Origin of the sequence: Amycolatopsis sp. WAC 01375 (assembly GCF_003947325.1) — a bacterium.
Lineage (GTDB): Bacteria > Actinomycetota > Actinomycetes > Mycobacteriales > Pseudonocardiaceae > Amycolatopsis.
The window spans coordinates 106095-126666 of sequence record NZ_QHHW01000009.1; the positions used below are offsets into that span (position 1 = coordinate 106095).

Below are 20572 nucleotides of genomic sequence, written 5' to 3' on the forward strand. Positions count from 1 at the left end.
CTTTAGTTGGACGCGGGCTCCCCGGAGAACCAGCGCTGTGGAGCGGGCCGGAGGTTCTGGTAGATGTGCTTCGCCTCCGTGTATTCGGCGAGTCCGGTCGGGCCGAGTTCGCGCCCGAAACCGGATTGCTTGTAGCCGCCCCATTCCGCCTGCGGCAGATACGGGTGGAAGTCGTTGATCCAGATCGTGCCGTGCCGAAGCCGGTTCGCGACCCGCTGCGCGCGGGAGGCGTCCGAAGTGAACACCGCCCCCGCGAGGCCGTAGTGCGTGTCGTTGGCGATGCGGACGGCGTCGTCCTCGTCGGTGAAGGTCTCGACGGTGAGCACCGGGCCGAACGATTCGTCGACGACGGCGCTGCTGCCCTGCTTCACGTTGTCGAGGATGGTCGGCAGGTAGTAGTGCCCCTTCGCGAGCTCGCGATCGTCGGGTCGTTTGCCGCCGGTGCGCAGGACGGCGCCCTCTTCCAGCGCCGCGGCGACGTAGCGCTCGATCTTTTCCAAATGGGCGGCCGAAATCAGCGGACCGGTTTCAGCCTTCGGGTCGAAAGGTCCACCCAGTCGGATCAGTTCGGCGCGGCGGACGAGTTCGTCGACGAACTCCTCATGCCACTCCTTCTGGACGATCAGCCGCGCGCCCGCCGAGCAGACCTGCCCGGAGTGCAGGAACACCGCGGTCAGCGCGTAGTCGACGGCGGTGTCGAAGTCCGAGTCGGCGAAGACGACGTTCGGGTTCTTCCCGCCCAGTTCCAGCGCGACCTTCTTGATGGTCGCGGCGGCCGAGGCGGCGATGATCTTGCCGGTCGCGAGGCCGCCGGTGAACGAGACGAGATCGACATCCGGATGCTCCGAAAGGGGCGCCCCGGCCTGCGCGCCCGCCCCGAGCACCAGGTTCGCGACGCCGCCGGGCAGCCCGGCCTCGGTCAGCAGCTTCATCAGCATGATCGAGGTGTGCGGGGTCAGTTCGCTGGGTTTGAGGACGAACGTGTTGCCCGCCGCGAGCGCGGGGGCGACCTTCCAGATGGTCTGCAGGAGCGGGTAGTTCCACGGCGTGATCAGCCCGCAGACGCCGACCGGCTCGTGCACGATCCGGCTGAACGCGTCCGGGTTGCCGGTGTCGACCACGCGGCCGGCGTCGTTGGCGGCGAGTTTGCCGAAGTAGCGCAGGCACGCGGCGATGTCGGCCATGTCGTATTCGCTCTCGACCAGCCGTTTCCCGGTGTCGAGCGATTCGGCGCGGGCGAAGGCCGATGCGTCGCGATCGAGCAGGTCCGCGGCCTTCAACAGCAGGTCACCGCGCTGGGGAGCGGGCGTGCCCGGCCACGGGCCGGTGTCGAACGCCTTCCTCGCGGCGGCGATGGCCGCTTCGGTGTCTTCACGGGTGCCTTCGGCGACTTCCGCGACCAGCGACCCGTCCGCGGGGCAGCGGATCTCCCGGCGACCACCGCCGACCGCGTCGACCCACTCGCCACCGATGAAAAAGTCCGCCATCAAGCCCTCCGCAACCGGCTCCTGCTCAACCGTCGATCAGCGATTATCGCGGCCACCCGACGTGACCGCTACTTGGCAAAAGAGACCATGTTCACACCGTCGGGTGTCGAGTGGTGATTTTCTGACATGTGACCCGTGACGCGGCGGACGGAAGACTCTCAGGGACCCTCCGTAGACTGGTCGGAACGGCGGAAGAGGAATCAGGCGAGGTGGGAGAGTGACGTTGCTCGAGTCCGTGCACGGACCGGCCGACTTGAAGCGGATGACCCCGGAGCAGCTCGACGAGCTGGCCGCGGAGATCCGGGACTTCCTCGTAGAAAAGGTGCGGCTCGCCGGTGGTCACCTCGGCCCGAACCTGGGTGTGGTCGAGCTGACGATGGCGCTGCACCGGGTCTTCGACTCGCCGAACGACGCCATCGTGTGGGACGTCGGTCACCAGGCGTATGTGCACAAGATCGTCACCGGCCGTCATGACGGCTTCGGCAAGCTGCGCCAGCTCGGCGGCCTCACCGGCTACCCGGCGCGCTGCGAGAGCGAGCACGACCTCGTCGAGAACAGCCACGCGTCGACCGCGCTGTCCTATGTGGACGGTCTGGCGAAGGCGTTCGAGCTGGGCGGGGGCGGCAGGCACGCGATCGCCGTCGTCGGCGACGGCGCGCTGACCGGTGGCATGTGCTGGGAGGCGCTCAACAACATCGCCGCGAACCCGCGCCGCCCGGTCGTCATCGTCATCAACGACAACGGCCGCTCGTACTCGCCGACCATCGGCGGCGTGGCGGACCACCTCGCGTCGCTGCGGCTCAAGCCGGGCTACGAACGCGTGCTGGACCGCGGCAAGGACCTGCTGCGGCACACGCCCATCGTCGGCAAGCCGATCTACGCGGCGCTGCACGCGGCCAAGGCGGGGCTCAAGGACGCGCTGAGCCCGCAGATGATGTTCTCCGACCTCGGCCTCAAGTACCTCGGCCCGGTGGACGGGCACGACCTGGCCGCGCTGGAGAAGGCGTTCCAGAGCGCGCGCGACTTCGGCGGCGCGGTCATCGTGCACGTGGTCACCGAGAAGGGCCACGGCTACGAGCCCGCGGTGACCAACCAGGCCGACCAGATGCACCAGACCGACCCGATCGACCCGGAAACCGGCCTGCCGCCGGTCAAGGGCCCGAGCTGGACCGGCGTCTTCGCCGACGAGCTGGTGAAGATCGGCGCCGACCGCGAGGACGTCGTCGCGATCACCGCGGCCATGCTGCGCTCGACCGGGCTGCACAAGTTCGCCGAGGCGTACCCGGACCGCTGGTACGACGTCGGCATCGCCGAGCAGCACGCGGTGACTTCGGCCGCCGGGCTCGCGATGGGCGGCAAGCACCCCGTCGTCGCGGTCTACTCGACCTTCCTGAACCGGGCGTTCGACCAGGTCCTGATGGATGTCGCACTGCACCGCCAGCCGGTGACGCTGGTGCTGGACCGGGCCGGTATCACCGGACCGGACGGGCCGAGTCACCACGGCATGTGGGACCTCTCGCTGCTCGGCATGGTGCCGGGTATGCGGGTCGCCGCGCCGCGCGACGCCGGCACGTTGCGCGAGGAACTGCGGGAGGCCGTCGCGGTCGAGGACGGTCCGACGGCGCTGCGGTTCTCCAAGGGCGGTGTGGTCGACTCCGTGCCCGCCGTCGAACGCGTCGGCACCGTGGACGTCCTGCGCAAACCCGACGGCGACGCCGACGTCCTGCTGGTCGCCGTGGGCGCGTTCGCGATGCTCGGGCTCGCCGCCGCGGACCGGCTGGCCGACCAGGGCATCGGCGTGACCGTGGTGGACCCGCGGTGGGTCGTCCCGGCGCCCGCCGAACTGGTGGCGCTGGCGGAGCAGCACAAGCTGGTCGTGAGCGTCGAGGACAGCGGACGGCACGGCGGTTTCGGCTCCGCGCTGGCCGCGCTCTTCCGCGACGCCGAATGCGACGTGCCGCTGCGCGATCTCGCGGTGCCGCAGGTGTTCCACGACCACGGTTCGCGCGAAGAGGTGCTGGCCCGGGTCGGGCTCACCGCGCAGGACGTCGCGCGGCGGGTCACCGAATGGTCGGCGAACCTGGCGAGCCGGACGCCGGCGCCGGAGGACACGCACCGCTGACAAACGCTATGAAAGGCCCCTTCATTGCAAATTTTGCAATGAAGGGGCCTTTCATTGCACGCGCGATGCTCTTCGTCGGCGTCCTGAGCGGCGGAACGCGGTGGGTCTCGTGAGTGTTTCGGGTCGCTAGAGCCAACCACCTAGGCGTGGCCTGCGGCTTTGCTCATGTACTGGGGAAGTGTGAAGGGCGGGTTTCGTCGGCTGAGCCGAGGCAAGGGGTCCTTCACGGAACACGAGCGGTGGTGCCCTAAGCCTCCTGGGCGATCGCGACCGCCGGAGTGGCGACAGGCTCCGAGTACGCGTAGACCTCCCGCGGCTCGGGGAAAAGCTTCACCAGCACGGGATACGCGATCGCCGCCGTGCACAGCGTCACCACCATGCTGACGTCGACGCCGCCCGCGATGTCCTTGAACGGTCCGGCGATCATCGGGGTGTTGGCGGTCAGCAGGCCCAGCGTCGTCGCCGGGATCCACGCGGCCATCGCACGCCAGTTCACGCCTCGGGTGAACCAGTAGCGGCCGCCCTTGCGGCCCTGGTTGAACACCTGGAGGTCGTCCGGGTCGTAGAACCCGCGCCGCAGCACGAACCCGATCATCATGATCACCATCCACGGCGAGGTGCACAGCACGATCAGCGTGGCGAAGGCGTTGATGCTCGAGACCATGTCGAGCACGAAATTGCCGACGAAGATGAACACGACACTGAGCGAGCCGATCAGCAGCGTCGCCTGCACCCGGCTCAGCTTCACGAAGATCGAGCTGAAGTCCAGCCCGGTCCCGTAGAGCGACGTCGTGCCGGTGGACAGCCCGCCGATCAGCGCGACCACGATCAACGGGATCGCGTACCAGAGCGGGGAGATCGCGGTCAGGCCGGTGATGTAGTCGGCCGGATCGGCGACCAGCGTCGCGGTGGCGATGCCGAATCCGAACGGCAGCAGCGTCGCCAGCTGCGCCAGGAACGGTGCGGCCAGCAGGGAACGGCGGCTGTGGCGCGCGGGGATGTAGCGCGTCCAGTCGCCGAGGAAGGCGCCGAACGAGATCGGGTTCGCCATCGTGGTGAGCGCGGCCAGGATCCAGGTCGGCCAGAAGTCACCGAGGGCATAGACGCCGGTGCCGGCGAAACCCGGGTCGAACGTGCCACCGTAGGCCACGATCCCGAGCAGCATGATCGCCGTGCCCAGTACGACGGCGACCCGGTTCACCAGCAGCATGAACCGGTAGCCGTAGATGCACACCACCAGCGTCGCGATCGCGATGACGCCGTACGCGACGCCGCGGAGCACCTCGCCGCCGTCGAAGCCGAAGAGCCGTTGCGCTGCACCGGCGACGGCGTCGCCGCTCACCCAGACCGAGATGGCGAAGAACGTGATCGCCGTCAGCAGGGAGAGGAAGGAACCGACACAGCGGCCGACGACGCCGAAATGCGCGCCCGAGGAGACGGCGTTGTTGGTCCGGGTGAGGGGACCGAACAACGACATCGGCGAGAGCACCAGCGCGCCGACGACCACACCCGCGACGGTGGCGGCCACCGCGGCCCAGAAGCTCAGGCCGAAGGCGATCGGGAGTGTCCCGAGGATGATGGTGGCGAAGGTGTTCGCGCCGCCGAACGCCATCCGGAACAGGTCACGGGGGCGCGACGTCTGTTCCTCCGGGGGGATCGGCGCGATGCCGTGCTGCTCGACTTCGGTGACCTTGTCACCCATGGGGACCTCCAAGTACGCAATTCGGCACCTGCTTGCGATCGTTGGCGTCGCGAACTACCGCGACCAGGTGCCGAATCGCGGTCAGGCGAAGCGGGTCATGACGTGCTTGACGCGGGTGTACTCGGCGAAGGAGTAGGACGAGAGGTCCTTCCCGTGGCCCGAGTGCCCGAAGCCGCCATGGGGCATTTCCGAGACCAGCGGCCCGTGGGTGTTGACCCAGACGCAGCCGAAGTCGAGTTCACCCGAAACGCGGGTCGCGCGTGTCAGGTCGTTGGTCCAGATCGACGACGCCAGCCCGTACGGGACGCCGTTGGCCAGGCGCACCGCTTCGTCTTCGTCCACAAAGGACTGGACGGTGATCACCGGGCCGAAGATCTCCTCCTGAACGATCTCGTCGTCCTGCTTCAAACCCGAGACCACGGTGGGGGAGAAGAAGAAACCGCGGTCACCGGCCGGGACGCCGCCGGTCTCCACGCGGGCGTGCGACGGCAGCCGCTCGACGAGACCGCGCACCCGGCCGAACTGCGCCTGGCTGTTGAGCGGGCCGAAGTCCCGGCCGGGGGCCTGCGCGGCGGCGGCCTTGGTGAGTTCCGCGACGAACTCGTCGTGGATCGCCGCGTCCACCAGCACCCGGCTGCCCGCGGTGCAGTCCTGCCCGGCGTTGTAGAACGCCGCCCCGACGATGCCTTCCGCCGCCTCGGCGAGGTTCACATCGCCGAATACCAGCAGCGGCGCGTTCCCGCCGAGTTCCAGGTGCGTGCGTTTGAGGTCGGCGGCCGCGACGGTGGCGACGTCGATGCCCGCGCGAGTCGACCCGGTGATCGAGACCAACTCGGTGATCGGGTGCTTCACCAGCGCGCGGCCGGTGTCGCGGTCGCCGCACAGCACGTTGAACGCACCCTGCGGCAGGAACTCCGCCGCGACCTCTGCCAGCAGTACGGCGGTCGACGGCGTGGTCTCGGCGGGCTTCAACACGACGGTGTTCCCGGCGGCCAGCGCCGGGGCGATCTTCCAGACGCCCATCATCAGCGGGTAGTTCCACGGCGCGATCTGCGCGCAGACGCCGACCGGTTCACGCCGGATCGCCGAAGAATGTCCCGGCAGGTATTCCCCGGACGCGGTGCCTTCGAGTTGCCGTGCGGCACCGGCGAAGAACCGCAGCGCGCTGACGCACTCCGGGATCTCCTCGTCCAGCACGACGGACCGGATCTTGCCGGTCTCACGGATCTCCAGTTCGGCGAATTCCTCCGCGCGTGCCTCGACCGCGTCGGCGATCTTCAGCAGGGCGAGCTGACGCTGGGCGGGAGTGCTCTTGCGCCACACCTTGAACGCCCGCTCGGCGGCGGCCAGCGCGGCGTCCACATCGGACTGCTCGGACAGGACGCTGGTGCCGAAGACCTCGCCGGTGGCGGGGTCCACCAGGTCGAGTGTCCGCGAGCCCGACGCCGGTACCGCGGCGCCGTCGACGAAATTGAGGACCTGAGTCATTTCTTCTCCAGGTGGGTCGGCTCGAACATCTTCAGCAGGGCGGGGAGGACGACTACGGACGGCCCTGGCGTGCCCAGCGCGTCGGCGAGGTCCTTCCCGATGCTGTCCAAAGAGGACACCGCCGCGCTGACGCCGAAAGAGCGCGCCAGCGCGGCGAAATCCGGCCGTGCGAGTTCGGTGGCGGTGGACTGGCCGAAGGCGCCGGTCAGGTATTCGCGCAGGATGCCGTAGCCGCCGTCGTCGATGACCAGCCACGTGACGTCGAGACCGTGCTGGACCGCCGTGGCCAGTTCCGCGATCCCGTACATCGCGCCGCCGTCGCCGGACACCGCGAGCACCGGTCCGCCGGTGGCGACAGCACCGCCGAGCGCGCCGGGCAAGCCGTAGCCGAGCCCGCCGGCGCCCTGCGCGGTGTGGATCGGCGCGCCATCGGGATTCCACGCAGACCAGGCCCAGTAGGCCGCGATCGTCATGTCCCAGAACGTCTGCGTGCCCTCGGGCAGCGCCGCGCGGATGTCTTCGATCAGCTTGCGCTCGACCTCGAGGGGCTGGGCGTCGAGGCGTTCGCGCACCTTGGCCAGCAGATCCGCCACCGCGGCTTCGGCGGCACCGTCGGACCGGCGGAACGGCACCTGCTCCAGAAGTCCTTGCAGGACAAGGCGGACGTCGGCGTGGATACCCAGCGCCGGGTAGTTCGACTCCAGCTTCCCGAGATCGGCCTCGACCTGGATCATCCGGCCGCGCGGGGCGAACTCGCGGTAGTTGCTGGACAGCTCGCCGAGCCCGGAACCGAGGACGAGCAGCACATCCGCGGCCGAGAGGAACTCGGTGCTGTGCCAGTCTTCGACCCACGACTGCCCGGAAAGCTCGTGGTCCCAGCCGAAGACACCCTTGCCGCCGAACGTCGACACCACCGGCGCGCGCAGTGCCTCCGCGAGCGCCTTCAATTCCGCCCGTGCACCCGAGCGCAGTGCGCCACCACCGGCCAGGATCACCGGATTCTTCGCCGTGCCAAGGAGATCCGCGGCCTCGGTGACGAGCTCCGGCAACGGCGCGAGCGGAGCGGGCTGTGCGGTCACCGAAGTGATCCGCGGCAGCTCCGTCGGTGCCAGCAGGATGTCCTGCGGGATCTCGACCCACACCGGGCCGTACGGCGCGGTCGCCGCCGATTCCCAGGCCTCGCGCAGCGCCGTCGGGATCTGGCTGACGGTGCGCACCACGTGCACCGACTTCACGACGTCTCGGAAACTGGCCTGCTGATCGGGCAGTTCGTGCAGGTACCCGTGCCGTCCGCCGCCGAGCCCGGCGACCGGGATCTGGCTGGAGATGCCGAGCACCGGTACCGAAGCCGCCCGGGATTCCTGCAGTGAGGCCAAAGTCAGCAGCGCGCCGGGTCCGGTCGACACGATCATCGGGGTCACCGGGACCGGGCCTTCGGGGTCCGCCGCGAGCCGGGCACGGGCGTGCCCGTCGGCCGCGAACGCCAGGTTGTTCTCCACCCGCGAGCTGATCACGCGCAGGTCGTCCGTGCGCCGCAGTGCTTCGAACAGGCCGAGCGCGTGCTGGCCGGGCAGGCCGAACACGGTGTCGGCGCCGAGCGCGCGGAGGGTCTCGACGACGACGTCGCCGCCTATCCGTTGTGTCATTCGCTCTTTCCCAGGCTGAGCAGGCTCACCAGGTCGTAGGCGACGTGGGAGGCCGCGATGGCGGTGATCTCGGCGTGATCGTAAGCCGGGGCGAGCTCCACCACATCCGCGCCGACGAGGTTGCAGTCCCGCAGCCCGCGCAGGATCTCCAGCAGTTCACGGCTGGTCATGCCACCCGCTTCGGGGGTGCCGGTGCCCGGCGCGTGCGCGGGGTCGAGCACGTCGATGTCGACGGAGATGTAGAGCGGACGGCCGCCGATGCGCTGGCGCAGCGCGTCGACGGTCTCGGCGACCCCGCGGCGCATGACGTCGCCGGAGGTGACGATGCCGAATCCGAGGCGGCGGTCCTCTTCCAGATCCCGCTTGCCGTACAGCGGGCCGCGCGTGCCGACGTGGGACAGCGCTTCGGTGTCGAGGATGCCTTCCTCGGACGCCCGCCGGAACGGGGTGCCGTGGGTGTACGGCTCGCCGAAGTAGGTGTCCCAGGTGTCGAGGTGCGCGTCGAAATGCAGCAGCGCCACCGGTCCGTGCTTCTTCGCCGCCGCCCGCAGCAGCGGCAGCGCGACCGTGTGGTCGCCGCCGACGGTCACCAGCCGCGTCCCGTTCGCGGTCAGCGCCTCGGCCGCGTCCTGCAGGGTCTCGATCGCCTCGCCGATGTTGAACGGGTTGAGCGCGATGTCGCCGGCGTCGACCACCTGTGTTTCGGCGAACGGCGAGACGTCGAGTTCCGGGTGATACGGGCGAAGGAGCCTGCTGGCCTCACGGAGCGCGGCGGGGCCGAACCGCGCGCCGGGGCGGTAGGACACCCCGGCGTCGAACGGCACGCCGACGACGGCGACATCGGCACGCTCGACCTGATCGATCCGCGGCAGCCTCGCGAAGGTCGCGAAACCGGCGAACCGGGGCACCTTGGACGAGTCGACGGGGCCGATCGGGCTCTGCTCAGGCACTGTGTCTCCTTCTTGGGGTGTAAGGGTTTCAGGACTTCGAAGCGGCGAGTTTCGCCTCTTCTTCTTCGGCGACCGCGCTGCCGTTCAGACGGCGGGTCCACACGGTGAGGATCTCGTCGGAGGTACGCGGGGTGAGGAAGCTGACCAGCAGGTACACCGCCAGACTGGAGCCGAGACCCCAGTAGATCGGGCTGTTGGCCTCGACGCCGTCGACGAACATGAACGCGATGACCACGACGGTACCGACGACCATCGACGCGAGCGCGCCCTGACGAGTGCCGCGTTTCCAGGCCAGCCCGCCGATGATCGCGACGAGCAGCCCGCCGACGAGGATGTCGTAGGCGATGGTCAGCGCGTTGACGACGTCGTCCACGACCATCGCGATGCCGATCGCGACAATGCCGAGGATCAGGGTGGTGACGCGGTTCCTGGTGACCTCGTTGACGGCCTTCTTGAGGCCCAGCTTGGAAAGCAGATCCGAAGTGCTGACCGTGGAGCAGGCGATGAGCGCGCCGCTGGCGGTCGACATCATCGCCGACAACGCCGCCGCGAGCACGAGACCGCGGATCCCGGCGGGCAGTTGCTGCTCGACGATGGTCGCGAACGCGTCCTGCGCGCTGGCGAGGTTCGGGTACAGCGTCTTGGCCGCGGTGCCGATCAGCGCGCCGGCGAGGCCGTAGACCAGGCAGTAGACACCGGAGATGACGCCGCCACCGGTCGCGATGCCCGGCGTCCTCGCGGTGAACACGCGCTGCCAGATGTCCTGGCCGATCAGCAGGCCGAAGCTGTAGATGAGGAAGTAGGTGAGGATCGTGTCGCCGCCGATGGCGGTGAGTTCGAAGTAGCTCTCGTCCAGCCGCGCGGCCATCCCGTCGAAGCCGCCCGCCGAGACGATCGAGACCGGCAACAGGATGAAGAGGATGCCGATGGTCTTGATGACGAACTGGACGATGTCGGTCAGCGTGATCGACCACATGCCGCCGAGCACCGAGTAGAGCACCACGATCGACCCGCCGATGGCGATCCCGGCCCAGCTCGGCACGTTGAACAGGACCTTGAAGATGGTGGCGAAGGCCAGCGTCGAAGTGACGGTCAGCATCAGCGTGTACGCCCACATGACGACGCCGGAGATGGCGCTCGTGGAGCCGCCGTAGCGCAGGTCGAGCATCTCTCCGACGGTGTAGACGCGCAGCTTCACCAGCCGCCGCGCGAACAGCGTGTGCAGGACCAGGATGCCGACGCCGATCGCGATCACGAGCCAGGCGCCGGAGATGCCGTAGGTGTAGCCGAGTTTCACGCCGCCGACCGTCGAAGCGCCGCCGAGGACGACCGCGGACATCGTGCCCGAGTACATGAACCAGCCGAGGCGGCGGCCCGCGACCAGGTAGTCGGATTTGGTCTTGGCCAGCCGCAGGCCGAACCAGCCGACCCCGATCATGCCCGCTATGTAGAGCGCGATCACCGCGTAGTCACCGGCCACGGTGTCCTCCTTGCCTTGGGCGGTTCGCTTCGTTCGGGCCACCGTAGGTTCGTTCGCTCCTTGAACGACATGGGATGATCCATCCACTGCGTCGGAAATCGAGGATGAAATGACCCAAAGCCGCGATCCGTTCGACTCGGATGTGAATGTCCCGTTACGGGCCGTGGTCGGCAACCCGGAACTGGCACTCGACCCGGTCGGGGAGACACTGCGCCCGGACGCGCTCGACGCCCCGGTGCGCTGGGCGCACGTCAGCGAGCTGCGGGATCCCGCGCCGTACCTGCTCGGGGCGGAACTGCTGCTCACCGCCGGCGTGAACCTTCCGGTGGAGCTGTCCGAGGTCGACCGCTACGTCCGGAGGCTGGCCGACAGCGGGATCTCCGCGCTCGGCTTCGGGCTGACGCCGGGCACCCACGAGACTTTGCCGCCGGCACTGCGGTCGGCCTGCGCGCGGCACGGATTGCCGCTGATCGTCGTCCAGCCTCGGACGCCGTTCCTGGCGATCAGCCGCGCGGTGTCGGTCGCGCTCGCCGAGGCGGGGCAGCGGGAACAACGGCGGATCGCGGCCGCGCGCGAGGCGCTGACCAGGGCCGCGGGCGACGGGCTCGGCGAACTCGCGAGCGCGCTGGCCGGGCGGCTGCGGGCGTGGGTGGCGCTGGTCGGTGTCGGCGACGTCCTCGCCGCCGACCACGGCGCGCCGTCCCCGCTACCGGACGAGGTCCGGGAACTGGTCGCCACGCTGCGGGCGGGCCGGGGGATCCGCAGCGCGACGACGGAACTGGCCGACGGCACGCATGTCGTCGCGCAACCGGTGTACCCGCAGGCGACGGCGTCACATCTGGTCGTGGTCGGCCGCGTCGAACGATTCGACGGCGCGGACCGCTCGATCCTGTCGGTCGGGGCGGCGCTGCTCGGGCTGGTGGGCCGCGCGGGTTCGGACGCGGCCGGACTGGGTGCCACCGCCACGGCGTTGCTGCTGGGCGAGACCGACGTGGTCGGCGGGGACGACCGGCGCCTGGTCGCCGGGATCGCCTACCGCCGAGGGCCGAACGAGGTCGCCGCGCGCTACGACTGGCTGCGCGCCCGGCTCGACACCCCGCTCGTGCGGCTGCTGCCCGGGCCACGCTTCACCGCGATCGTCCGCGAGGCGCCGGAGATCGGCGACCTCGACCGGCTCCGCGCCGACGGCTGGCTCACCGTCGTGGGTTCGCCCGTCCCGCCCGATCGGCTCCCCGAGGCGCGCGCCGAAGTGGAGTCGCTGCTGCGGCGGGCCGCCGCGCTGGAACGGCCGGTGGTGGCGGAGGCGTCCGGGCTCGGCCTGGACGCGCTGATCGCCCCGGACGCGGCGGCCGGGTTCGCCGCCCAAACGCTGGCGCCGCTGCGCGAACTGGACCGGAAGGGCGACCGCGAACTGGTCGACACGCTGCGGACCTGGCTCGCGCACCACGGCGGCTGGGACCGGACGGCCGCCGAACTCGGCGTGCACCGCAACAGCGTCCGGCACCGGATCGGGCAGATCGAACGGGCGCTGGGCGTGGACCTGGCGGATCCGGAGGTCCGGATGCGCCTGTGGTTCGCGTTGAGGTGGGGGTGAGGGTAAGGCGTCGGTTCAGGTGGTCGTGAGTGGCGATTCGGGTTCTAACCCGAATCGCCACTCACGACCACCGGCACCGAACGGTCACCGCCGGTTGGTCCAATCAGGTCACTCTCAGGTAAATGTGGCAACGTAGGGTCGTGCGAATTCTGGTAGTCGAAGACGAAGAACCCCTCGCCGACGCGATCGCACGCGGCCTGCGGCGCGAGGGGATGGCGGTGGACATCGCGCTCACCGGTGACGACGGGCACGAGAAGGCCGCCGTCACCCGGTATGACGTCGTGCTGCTCGACCGCGACCTGCCCGGTATGTCCGGTGACGACCTGTGTCGCGAGATCGTCGCGTCCGGCGAGCTGACCCGCGTGCTGATGCTCACCGCGAGCAGTTCCGTTTCGGACCGCGTCGACGGGCTTTCCCTCGGCGCCGACGACTATCTCGCCAAGCCGTTCGCCTTCCCCGAACTCGTCGCGCGGGTGCGGGCGCTGGGCCGCCGCGCGACCCCGGCCGCGCCGCCGCTGCTGACTTCGGGCGACGTCGAACTGGATCCGGCGAGGCGGACCGTCCGCCGCGCGAGCGGTCCGGTCGAGCTGACCCGCAAGGAGTTCGGTGTTCTTGAGGTGCTGCTGTCGGCCGCCGGTTCGGTGGTCAGCAGCGAGGAACTGCTCGAACGCGTGTGGGACGAGAACGCCGACCCGTTCACCACCACCGTCCGGGTCACGGTGATGACACTGCGCAAGAAGCTCGGCGAGCCGGGCATCATCGAGACCGTCGTCGGCTCCGGCTACCGGGTGCCGGAGCAGGGGACCGCACGCGGGTGAACCTGTCCGGTGCCCGCAGCCTCCGCGCGCGGGTCACGTTGCTCGCGACCGGGCTGGTGGCGCTGGTCAGCCTCCTGTTGCTCTGGCTGACCTGGAATCTGGTCGGCGACGCGGTTTCCGCGGTTCCGCAGTTGCCGCCGGGCACCACGGTGCGGGTCGACGGCGTCGAGGTCGACGCTTCCGCCGTCACCGAGCATCTGCGGGTGTACGCCCGGAATCGGGTGCTGCTGTTCGGTGCGGCCGCGTTCTGTTTCGTCGTGCTGGCGGCGGGGATCCTCGCGTGGACGTTCACCGCGCGGGTCCTGCAGCCGCTGCGTGAGATCACCGGGACGGCGCGGCGTCTGTCGATCGAATCGATGGGGGAGCGGATCGGCGAGGTCCGCACCAAGGACGAACTCGCCGAACTTGCCGAGACCTTCGACGACATGCTCGACAGGTTGCAGGCCGCGTTCGACGCCCAACGGCATTTCGTCGCGAACGCCAGCCACGAACTGCGGACGCCGCTCGCGGTCATCCGCACCGAACTCGACGTCACCCTGGCCGACGAGCAGGCCGACGAAGCCGAATTACGCCGGATGGCGGGTGTCGTCCGCGACGCGACCGAGCGAGCCGAGCGGCTGGTCGGTTCGCTGCTGCTGCTCGCCCGTACGGACGGCGCGGGACTGGTGGCCAGGGAGCCGGCCGATCTCGCGGTGATCGTCGCGACCGCGTGGCGGGCGGTGCGGGCCGACGCCGAGAAACGCGGTATCCGCACCGAATTCGCGACCCAGGGCGCGCCGACATTCGGTGATCCCGCGCTGCTGGAACGGATCGCGGGCAATCTGCTGGAGAACGCCGTGCGGCACAACGTCGAGGGCGGCTGGCTCGATGTCGTCACGCAGGCCGGTCCACAGTGGTCGGTGCTGCGGGTGCGTTCTTCCGGCGGCCTGCTCGACCCGGCCGCGGTCCCCGAACTGTTCGAGCCGTTCCGCCGGGCAGGCGTCGCCAGGACCGCCCGCACCGGCGCCGGTCTGGGGCTCTCGATCGTGCGGGCCGCGGTCCAGGCGCACGGCGGCACGGTGTCCGCGGAACCCGTTGTGGGCGGCGGTCTTTCGGTGACCGTCCACCTGCCCGCTCTGCCTTGACCTGCCGCCGGGGTTACGGTTCAGGGATGGTCCCCAGCATGAGGCTGAACAACGGAACGTCCCTTCCCCAGCTCGGGTTCGGGGTGTTCAAGATCGGCGACGACGAGGTCGCCGGCGCGGTCCGTACCGCCATCGAGGCGGGCTACCGCGCCATCGACACGGCGACCCTGTACGCCAACGAACGCGGCGTCGGCGAGGCCGTCCGCACCAGCGGCCTGCCCCGCGAGGAACTGTTCGTCACCACGAAACTGTGGAACACCGAACACGGCTACGACTCGGCGTTGCGTGCCTTCGACACCAGCCTGAGCGAACTCGGTCTCGAGTACGTCGATCTGTACCTGATCCACTGGCCGCTGCCGTCGCAGGACAAGTACGTCGAAACGTGGCGGGCGCTGGAAAAGATCGCCTCGGACGGCCGGGCGAAGGCGATCGGCGTCTCGAACTTCCAGATCCCGCATCTGGAGCGGCTGATCGAGGAGACCGGGACGGTCCCCGCGGTGAACCAGATCGAATGCCACCCGTGGTTGCAGCAGCCGCTGCTCCGGAACTTCCATGAGAAGCACGAGATCCTCACCGAGGCGTGGGGCCCGCTGGCGCGAGGTGGAGAGCTGCTCGCCGACGAGAAGATCACCACGATCGCGGAGAAGCACGGCAAGACCCCGGCGCAGGTCGTCCTGCGCTGGCATATCGAGATGAACCACCTGGTGATCCCGAAATCCGTCACGCCGGAACGGATCAAGGAGAACATGGACGTCTTCGACTTCGCCCTCGACGCACACGACGGCGCCGCGATCGCGACGCTGGAGCAGGGGAAGCGGCTGGGACCGGATCCGGACACCCTCGGCTCGTGAGTGGTAAGGACGGTTAGAACCGTCCCTACCACTCACGAGGCCCCACGCTTACCGCACGTCCACGAAGATCGGGTTCCCGTACAGCCACAGGTCTTCGAACGGGTTCGACTGCCCGATCACGTCGGCGCTCGGCTCGATCCCGCCGGGCACGTGCTTCTTGCCGTCCGTGCCGCGCGTCCGCACGAAGAACGGCTCGCGCACGTTGCGGAAGGTGTGCCGGAAGGCCACTCGTCGCCCCGGCGCCCACCGCGGTTCGAACGACCGCACGATCCGCGTGCCCGGAGCGGTCTGGGTGTCCCGGTCGGCGGCCGGGCCGGTCACCGGTCCCGAAACGAGGTCGAGCCGCGCGAGCCGGGGGATCGCGCCGCCGCCGTTCGGCCGGGCCGCGAGTTTCGCCGAGACGACGACCGTGACGTCGGATCCGCGCCGGACCCGCAGCCTGCCGCCCGTCGTCGCCGAGTTCCAGCCGCTGTACGCGCCGAACTCCAGTTCCTGCGCGAGCCCGCCGTGCACCACCCAGACGCGTCCCGCGCGAAGGCCTTCCAGCACACCTTCGTGACTTCGACGGGACACTCCGACGACGGTCCGGCTGAACTCGGCGGGCGCGAAGTCCGCGTACGGGGGCAGGGTCTGCGGGACGCCGGTGTCGATCGGGTCCGGGTAGGCGCCGTGCTCGTCGTAGTACCCGTCCGGGACGCCGGGCCGGACGTGGGTGTCGCCGCGGTTGTAGTGCGAGTCGGAGTTGCTGGTGATCCACCACGGCTTTCCTTCGGCCAGCAGCGAATCCCAGAGCCCGCCGACGGTCGCGGTGCTCCAGTCGAAGCCGCCGTAGGTGCGGTAGGCCGACTCCGGGAAGCCCGGCCACGAGTTGGCGCCGGGGGAGTTGCCGTAACCGCCGCGCGCGCCACCGCCGCTCCCGAGCGGTTTCGGGAAGCCGTCGGCCTGCGCGCCCGGTGCGCCTTCCATGCCGATGACGACGCCGGGCGCGGCGTCGCGCAGCGCCCGGATCTCGTGCGGGGCGATCCGGCCGTTGCGCAGCGGATGGTTGATCACCACCACCGGCGCGTGGATCCGGCGGGCCCGCTCTTCGGCGGCGAGCCAGCGGATCGCCTTGACCGCCAGTGCCTCGTTGTCCGGCGTGCCCGTTTCGGTCCCGGTCAGCCGCCAGTCGAAGGCGCGCTCGAACTCGCGCAGTTTCGCGGCCTGGTCAGCGCCCGCCTGGAAGAACAGCGTCGCGTGCTCGGCGCCCGGCACGTTCCACTCCATGCCTTGCCACAGCAGGAGATCGCGGTGCTCGCGCTGTGCCGTCCGGATCGCGGCGTTCGTCCGCTCCACCGAGGACTTCTCGTGCGCGGCATGGCCGTGATCGGTGATCACCGCCCAGTCCGCACCGTGCCGGCGGGCGGCGTCGGCGACTCCGTCCACTGTGTACATCGCGTCGTAGGAGTACTGCGTGTGGATGTGGTGATCGCCCACCAGCCACCGGTAGCGGTCCCGGCCGAAGAGCAGGTTGACATCGATGTCGAGATCGAGGTCGAGGGCTTCCGCCGGGGCGGTGGCGGCGAGCGGCGCACCCGCGGCCGCCGCGGACACGAGGCCCGCACGCTTGAGGAATCCGCGGCGGTCGACGCCGGGCTTTTCGCTGTTCACCGGCGGCACGCTAAAGAGCCCGGCTGAACGGGTGATGTCCGGACGGCCAACGCGCGGCGCCGTGTGACGATCGTCGCCGTCGCGGTACGCGGCCCGTCTCCCCGGGGGATGGCCGGGGAGGCGAGCGTCTCGAACAGACACTCAGTGTTCATGAAAACGCAGTTGCTCGCCACGAAATACACGAAAAACGCAAAAGACCACCGCCCGCGATCAAGAGATCGCCGACGGTGGCCTTTTGGCAGAGGTCAGGAGAGCGGAACGCTCGCCACACCCGGCGCCAGGAACGGCTTGCCGTTGACCTTCTCGGACACCCCGGCCCGGTCCAGGTACGGCGTGATGCCGCCCAGCCAGAACGGCCAGCCCGCGCCGAGGATCAGGCACAGGTCGATGTCCTGCGCCTCGGCGACCACGCCCTCGTCGAGCATGATCCGGATCTCCTCGGCGATCGCCGCCAGCGCGCGGTCACGCACCTGCTCGGAGGTCGACGGCGAGTCGCCGCGCTGCCAGAGTTCGGCCACCTCGGGATCGACGGTGGCGTGGCCCTTGTCGTCCCAGTGCCAGACACCCTTCTTGCCCGCCTTGACGAAGCGGTCGAGGTTCTCGCTGACGGTGAACCGGTCCGGGAACGCCTCGTGCAGGGTCTCCCCGACGTGCAGGGCGATCGCCGGGCCGACCAGCTGCATCAGCGTCAGCGGCGTCATCGGCAGGCCGAGCGGCTCGAGTGCCTTGTCCGCGACCTCGAACGGCGTGCCCTCGTCGACGGTCACCAGTACCTCGCCGAGGAACCGCAGCAGCAGCCGGTTGACCACGAACGCGGACGCGTCCTTGACCAGCACGCTCGACTTCTTGAGCTGCTTGCCGAGGGCGAACGCGGTGGCCAGCGCGGCGTCGTCGGTCTTCTCCGCGCGGACGATCTCCAGCAGCGGCATCACCGCGACCGGGTTGAAGAAGTGGAAGCCGACCACGCGTTCCGGATGCTTGAGCTGGGACGCCATCGCGGTGATCGACAGCGACGAGGTGTTCGTCGCCAGGATCGCCTCGGGGGAGACGTACTGCTCCAGGTCGGCGAAGACCTTCTGCTTGACGCCCAGTTCCTCGAACACCGCTTCGATCACGAAGTCGGCGTCGGCGAACGCGGCCTTGTCGAGCGAGCCGGTGACGAGTGCCTTCAGCCGGTTCGCGCCGTCCGGCGAAACCCGCTTCTTGGCCAGCAGCTTGTCGATCTCACTGTGCACATAGGACACGCCCTTGTCGACGCGTTCCTGGTCGACGTCGGTGAGCACCACCGGCACCTTGAGGCGGCGGACGAACAGCAGCGCCATCTGGCTGGCCATCAGGCCCGCGCCGACGATGCCGACCTTGTTCACCTTGCGCGCCAGCGACCTGTCCGGCGCGCCTGCCGGCCGCTTGGCCCGCTTGTTGACCAGGTTGAACGAGTACAGCCCGGCACGCAGCGTGTCGTCCATGAGCAGTTCGGCGAGCCCGTCGGTCTCGGCCGCGTAGCCGCGGTCCAGATCGTTCTCCCTGGCCAGCTCCAGCAGCTCGACGGCCTTGGTCGCGCCGGGCGAGGCGCCCTTGGTGCGTCCGTCCACAATGGCCTTGGCGCGGGCGATGGCGGCGTCCCAGCCCGCGCCGCGGTCGATCTCGCGGCGGGCGGGGGGGGTCTCGCCGTTGACGACCTTCGCCAGCCACAACAGGGACTGTTCGAGGTAGTCGGCCGAACCGAAGACCTCGTCGACGATGCCGAGCTCCGCCGCCTGCGCGACCTTGAGCATCTTGTTCTGCGCCAGCGCGTTCTCGATGATCACGGTGACCGCGGCGTCCGGCCCGATCAGGTTCGGCAGCAGCTGCGTGCCGCCCCAGCCCGGGAACAGGCCGAGGAAGACCTCGGGGAACGCGATCGCGGCGGTGTTCTCCGAAAGCGTGCGGTAGTGGCAGGAGAGCGCGAGTTCGAGCCCGCCGCCCATCACCGCGCCGTTGATGAACCCGAACGTCGGGATCTCGGTCTCGGTGAGACGGCGGAACACGTCGTGCCCGGTCTGCGCGATCTCGCGTGCCAGCGCCGGATCCGCGACCGCTTCGACGCCGGAAAGATCGGCGCCGACGGCGAAGATGAACGGCTTGCCAGTGACCGCGATCGCGGCGGGTTCCGCGGCGAAGGCGGTGTCGATCGCGGCGTTGAGGCTCACCAGGCCCTGCGGGCCGAAGGTGTTCGGCCGGGTGTGGTCGTGGCCGTTGTCCAGGGTGATCAGGGCGACCGGCTTGTCGAGGCCGGGCACCTTCACCAGACGAGTGACCGCGTTCGTGACGACCTCGTCGGGAAAGGCGGCTTTCGCCTGCTCAGCGGTGAAAGTCATTACTTCGCCCCCTCAAAGGCCGGGTTCTCCCAGATGACGGTCCCGCCCATGCCGATACCGATGCACATGGTGGTCAGGCCGTAGCGCACGTCGGGGCGCTCGGCGAACTGACGCGAAAGCTGCGTCATCAGCCGGACACCGGACGAGGCGAGCGGGTGGCCGCAGGCGATCGCGCCGCCCCACTGGTTGACGCGAGGGTCGTCGTCGGCGATGCCGAAGTGGTCGAGGAAAGCGAGCACCTGGACGGCGAACGCCTCGTTGATCTCGAACAGGCCGATGTCGTCGATCGACAGACCGGTGCGCTTGAACAGCTTCTCGGTGGCGGGCACCGGGCCGATGCCCATGACCTCCGGTTCGACACCGGCGAAGGAGTAGCCCACCAGGCGCATGCCGACCGGCAGGCCGAGTTCGCGGGCGGTGTCCTCGTCGGCGAGCAGGGCCGCGGTGGCGCCGTCGTTGAGACCGGCCGCGTTGCCCGCGGTGATCCGGCCGTGCGGGCGGAACGGCGTCTTCAGCCCGGCGAGCTGCTCGACCGTGGTGCCCGGACGCGGCGGCTCGTCCTCGGTCGCGAGACCCCAGCCCAATTCCTTGGAGCGGGTGGCGACCGGGACCAGCTCGGGTCCGATCTTGCCGGTCTTCACCGCTTCGGCGTACTTCTCCTGGCTGCGCGCGGCGAAGGCGTCGGTGCGCTGCTTGGTGATCTCGGGGAACCGGTCGTGCAGGTTCTCCGCGGTCTGGCCCATCACGAGCGCCGTCGGGTCGACGAGCTTGTCGGCGATGATGCGCGGGTTCGGGTCGACGCCCTCGCCCATCGGGTGGCGGCCCATATGCTCGACGCCGCCGGCGATGGCGATGTCGTACGCGCCGAAGCCGATCCCGCTCGCGGTCGTGGTGACCGCGGTCATCGCGCCCGCGCACATGCGGTCCAGCGCGAAGCCGGGCACCGACTTGGGCAAGCCCGCCAGCAGCGCGGCCGTGCGGCCGATGGTCAGGCCCTGGTCCCCGATCTGGGTGGTGGCGGCGATCGCCACCTCGTCGACGCGTTCGGGCGGCAGCTCGGGATGCCGCCGCAGCAGTTCACGGATGGCGTTGACGACGAGGTCGTCGGCACGGGTGCCGGCGTACATGCCTTTTTCGCCTGCCTTGCCGAAGGGCGTTCGCACCCCTTCGACGAAGGCGACATTGCGTACCGACCGCGCGTTCGGCGCGAGCGGTGTTGCTCCTGCGGCCACGAATGCTCCTGAAGTTGAGGTAGTCCTGACCGCACCCTAGCCCCGGTTACCGGTCGGTAACCAGGATGGTG

Annotated in this window: 14 protein-coding genes; 5 read left to right on the plus strand and 9 right to left on the minus strand. The window is 69.6% G+C overall.

The window, feature by feature from the left end; translation table 11 throughout:
• Positions 1–2: 2 nt before the first annotated feature.
• Positions 3–1487, minus strand: a complete 1485-nt coding sequence (locus DL991_RS01840; RefSeq protein ID WP_125780281.1) for an aldehyde dehydrogenase family protein — start codon at positions 1485–1487, stop codon at positions 3–5.
• Between the two features lie 217 nt (positions 1488–1704).
• Here DL991_RS01840 and dxs point away from each other — a divergent pair, with 217 nt between their 5' ends.
• Positions 1705–3609, plus strand: a complete 1905-nt coding sequence (gene dxs, locus DL991_RS01845; protein ID WP_125780283.1) for a 1-deoxy-D-xylulose-5-phosphate synthase — start codon at positions 1705–1707, stop codon at positions 3607–3609.
• A 247-nt stretch (positions 3610–3856) separates the two neighbouring features.
• On the opposite strand, the gene DL991_RS01850 is transcribed toward dxs, so the two are convergent.
• From DL991_RS01850 to DL991_RS01870, 5 genes are all read right to left on the minus strand, one after another.
• Positions 3857–5311: a cytosine permease gene (locus DL991_RS01850; protein ID WP_125780285.1), complete on the minus strand. Its 1455-nt coding sequence runs from the start codon at positions 5309–5311 to the stop codon at positions 3857–3859.
• A gap of 81 nt (positions 5312–5392) precedes the next feature.
• A complete protein-coding gene (locus DL991_RS01855) occupies positions 5393–6799 on the minus strand; it encodes an aminobutyraldehyde dehydrogenase (RefSeq protein WP_125780287.1) in 1407 nt (468 codons plus the stop codon).
• Positions 6796–8445: a thiamine pyrophosphate-binding protein gene (locus DL991_RS01860; RefSeq protein WP_125780289.1), complete on the minus strand. Its 1650-nt coding sequence runs from the start codon at positions 8443–8445 to the stop codon at positions 6796–6798. The genes DL991_RS01855 and DL991_RS01860 overlap by 4 nt, the downstream gene beginning before the upstream one ends.
• Positions 8442–9395, minus strand: coding sequence for an agmatinase (gene speB / locus DL991_RS01865; RefSeq protein ID WP_199753785.1), 954 nt, complete (start codon positions 9393–9395; stop codon positions 8442–8444). The genes DL991_RS01860 and speB overlap by 4 nt, the downstream gene beginning before the upstream one ends.
• Positions 9396–9423: 28 nt before the next feature.
• Positions 9424–10875, minus strand: a complete 1452-nt coding sequence (locus tag DL991_RS01870) for a sodium:solute symporter (protein WP_125780291.1) — start codon at positions 10873–10875, stop codon at positions 9424–9426.
• Positions 10876–10984: 109 nt separating this feature from the next.
• Between DL991_RS01870 and DL991_RS01875 the strand changes: the two genes are divergently transcribed.
• The 4 genes from DL991_RS01875 (at position 10985) to DL991_RS01895 (ending at position 15262) form a co-directional block, all read left to right on the plus strand.
• Positions 10985–12469 (plus strand): PucR family transcriptional regulator, encoded by a 1485-nt coding sequence (locus DL991_RS01875; RefSeq protein ID WP_199753787.1) that lies wholly within the window; start codon positions 10985–10987, stop codon positions 12467–12469.
• A gap of 140 nt (positions 12470–12609) precedes the next feature.
• Positions 12610–13287, plus strand: coding sequence for a response regulator transcription factor (locus DL991_RS01885; protein ID WP_007033550.1), 678 nt, complete (start codon positions 12610–12612; stop codon positions 13285–13287).
• On the plus strand, positions 13284–14411 hold the full coding sequence (locus DL991_RS01890; protein ID WP_125780295.1) for a cell wall metabolism sensor histidine kinase WalK: 1128 nt from the start codon (positions 13284–13286) through the stop codon (positions 14409–14411). The genes DL991_RS01885 and DL991_RS01890 overlap by 4 nt, the downstream gene beginning before the upstream one ends.
• Before the next feature lie 26 nt (positions 14412–14437).
• Positions 14438–15262, plus strand: a complete 825-nt coding sequence (locus DL991_RS01895; protein ID WP_125780297.1) for an aldo/keto reductase — start codon at positions 14438–14440, stop codon at positions 15260–15262.
• 48 nt (positions 15263–15310) lie between these two features.
• Here the strand turns inward: DL991_RS01895 and DL991_RS01900 are convergent, their stop codons facing one another.
• The 3 genes from DL991_RS01900 to DL991_RS01910 form a co-directional block, all read right to left on the minus strand.
• Positions 15311–16912 carry a PHP domain-containing protein gene (locus DL991_RS01900; protein WP_125780299.1) on the minus strand — a complete coding sequence of 534 codons (1602 nt, stop codon included), beginning with the start codon at positions 16910–16912 and terminating at the stop codon, positions 15311–15313.
• A gap of 245 nt (positions 16913–17157) precedes the next feature.
• A complete protein-coding gene (locus DL991_RS01905; protein WP_125780301.1) occupies positions 17158–19269 on the minus strand; it encodes a 3-hydroxyacyl-CoA dehydrogenase NAD-binding domain-containing protein in 2112 nt (703 codons plus the stop codon).
• Positions 19269–20501, minus strand: a complete 1233-nt coding sequence (locus DL991_RS01910) for a thiolase family protein (protein ID WP_125780304.1) — start codon at positions 20499–20501, stop codon at positions 19269–19271. The genes DL991_RS01905 and DL991_RS01910 overlap by 1 nt, the downstream gene beginning before the upstream one ends.
• Between the last annotated feature and the right edge of the window lie 71 nt (positions 20502–20572).